3 protein-coding genes are annotated in these 2373 nt (G+C 49.9%); all 3 read left to right on the top strand.

The window, feature by feature from the left end; translation table 11 throughout:
• Positions 1 to 635 (top strand): dienelactone hydrolase family protein (locus ACSHWX_RS18290; RefSeq protein WP_435669644.1); only part of this gene is annotated, 635 nt, incomplete at its 5' end.
• 14 nt (positions 636 to 649) lie between these two features.
• Entirely contained in the window at positions 650 to 1510 is an 861-nt protein-coding gene (locus ACSHWX_RS18285) for a LysR family transcriptional regulator (RefSeq protein ID WP_435669643.1), read from the top strand.
• 95 nt (positions 1511 to 1605) lie between these two features.
• On the top strand, positions 1606 to 2373 hold a 768-nt coding region (locus tag ACSHWX_RS18280), incomplete at its 3' end, for an AfsA-related hotdog domain-containing protein (protein WP_435669642.1).

Here is a 2373-nt window from a genome sequence, read left to right as displayed (position 1 = left end):
GCCATACGAACTGGGCGCGCCAAATAGCGGCAGAATATGCTGCCACATGTAATGCGGAGGTTATTCTAACCGATCACAATGGCGTTGATTTACCACATCCAAGTTTTGAGACAGCTTATGAGTTAAATCAAGATTTGCTGGCCAACCCAGAGCGGTCTCGCGTGCTGTTTCGTGGTATCATGGACGCTTTGGCACCCAAGTGGCAGTGTGATGGGCCGTTGTTTGTTGTCGGGTTTTGCTCCGGTGGATCTTTCGCACTGGAAACGGGGCGCGCGGCGTCAAATGTAGATGCGGTCGTTTGTGTTCACGGTAATCCACAGACGCCGTTACCGTTGCACAGTGATTCATCCCAGTTGGCCGTCGAAGATCAGCTAGAGCGACCAATATTTATGGTCGTGCACGGCGGAGATGATCCTCTCATTACAGGCAATCAACTTTCTGAGTTTGAACGCGAAATGCGAAATGCACGCGCGCGCTGGGTTTTGCATGTCATTAGCGGTGCTAAGCATAGTTTTACGCGGTTTGATTCAACCCACGCCAATCATGCGATTGGGTACTCACGCCGAGCGGACCTTGAAGCGCGCCATTTGGTGCATTCGCAGATGAATGCTCTGCGGGAGTTTTTTGCATCCTGAAAAGTGAGAATGAAATGACTCGGAATTTAAACTGGGAAGATTTGAAGTATTTCAATGCTGTAGCCCAGACGCTCTCAATCAGACAAGCAGCAGAAATCCATAAAATCAGCGCGGCGACCCTAAGTCGCCGCGTTGTAAACTTAGAAGAAAGATTGGGGGACTGCCTTTTTGTGAGAAAGGCAAACAGGCTATCGTTAACCCCTTTAGGACGCGACATTCTGTTACAAGTCGAGCAGGTGCATTCAAGTGTTAGAAATATTGAAACGCGCTGTGGGGTCGGGGACAGTCAGCATAAAATCCGTATTCGAACGCCAAACAGCTATACCCGCTGGCACATTTTGCCTCTCATTCACGAAGCAACCGTGCGCGATGAGAACATCACGTTTGTGATCAATTGCGATTCCGAAAACGCTGCAGGGGAACATGAGGCAGATGATTTGCTTGTATCGCACCATCCCCAGTCTGATCCTGCGTTTTCTTGCAGAGAACTTAACCCGACCCGCCTTGGGCTGTTCCGATCCAGAGGTTCAAAACGTGACAATGCTCTTGTTCTGTGGCGGGAATCTGGCTCAGAAGCGGAGTTTGTGAACGCCAAGTTGCGTGAGATTTTGCCGAACGCACGTGGCGTTGTGGTGATGGATGGGGCCGAGGCATATTTGGAAGCCGTCGCCGAAGGTTTAGGGATTGGCATGATCTGCGCCGAGGCCGTGTCACGCTTTCCTGCACGTGATCAACTTGAAGCACTTCCCTATCAATTGAACCGCCAACTCTGGCTGTGTCGACGTAAAGACGCCCGTCCCGTTGCGGTCATGAATCGCTTGGAAAAACAAATATTTGAGCGCGATGCACAAAGTGTAGTCGCTCTGCAAATGTGACGCGACAAATGTGAAACGCCCGTTCCCTTATAGCGCGTTGCTTGGGTGTTCGACACGTTCAAGAATGACGGTGTATTTACCAAGGAGAGTGTCCAATGAAACGCATAATTGTCATCGGTGATATCTTTAATGTTCCTGCATCTGCAGTGCCAATAATTCTAAATGAAAACGATGCAATCGAAGAGATCGTCTCGCTCAAGCCATTGGACGATGATGTTGAACTTATTATTGAACAAGGGGTCGACCTGCAGGCCTTAACGCGCGCTGTACACTATCGTGAGAACAGCCTCGGTAGCGGCGTTCCTAAGTTTCACATCAATGCCCGTCCAGAAATGCCGCGCGCCGGGCGCCGTCTTGCGCATAAAGCCAAACGAGAAAACATTTGCGTCAGTTACCCCCGCCAAGTGTCCGATAAAACATTCGAGCTTGATCTACAATTCAGCGCCCAAAACGAATTTTTCCTCGATCACATGACAGGGTTTCACATTCAAGGCATGGCATTGTCTGAGGCTGCGCGGCAAGCGTTCCTTGTGGTGACAGAAGAGTTTTTCCTCAGTCAGGCCCCAGACAACTATTACTTTGTCATTCGCCATCAAAACGTGAGTTTCGAAAATTTTGTGTTCCCCTTCGGTGTGACGATTTCCTATGAGATCACCGAACATAAAGTGAAGTCCGGGCGGCAGTCCTTTGTTGTAAAAATGGATCTCGTGCAGGGTGGGGTGGTGTGCAGCCGTGTCGATGTCGCGTTCACAGTGTTCAGCGCAGATAAAATTTCTGAGCGCGAAGAAGCGCTGATCAATGAGCGGATCCATGACATCGTAAGTGTTCAATCGTCAGAACCAAAAGTCGAGCCTGTGTTGGGG

This window comes from Maritalea sp., assembly GCF_051251695.1.
Taxonomy (GTDB): domain Bacteria; phylum Pseudomonadota; class Alphaproteobacteria; order Rhizobiales; family Devosiaceae; genus Maritalea.
Note: the sequence above shows the minus strand (reverse complement) of the source record. Positions and strands in the feature narration are given on the sequence as shown.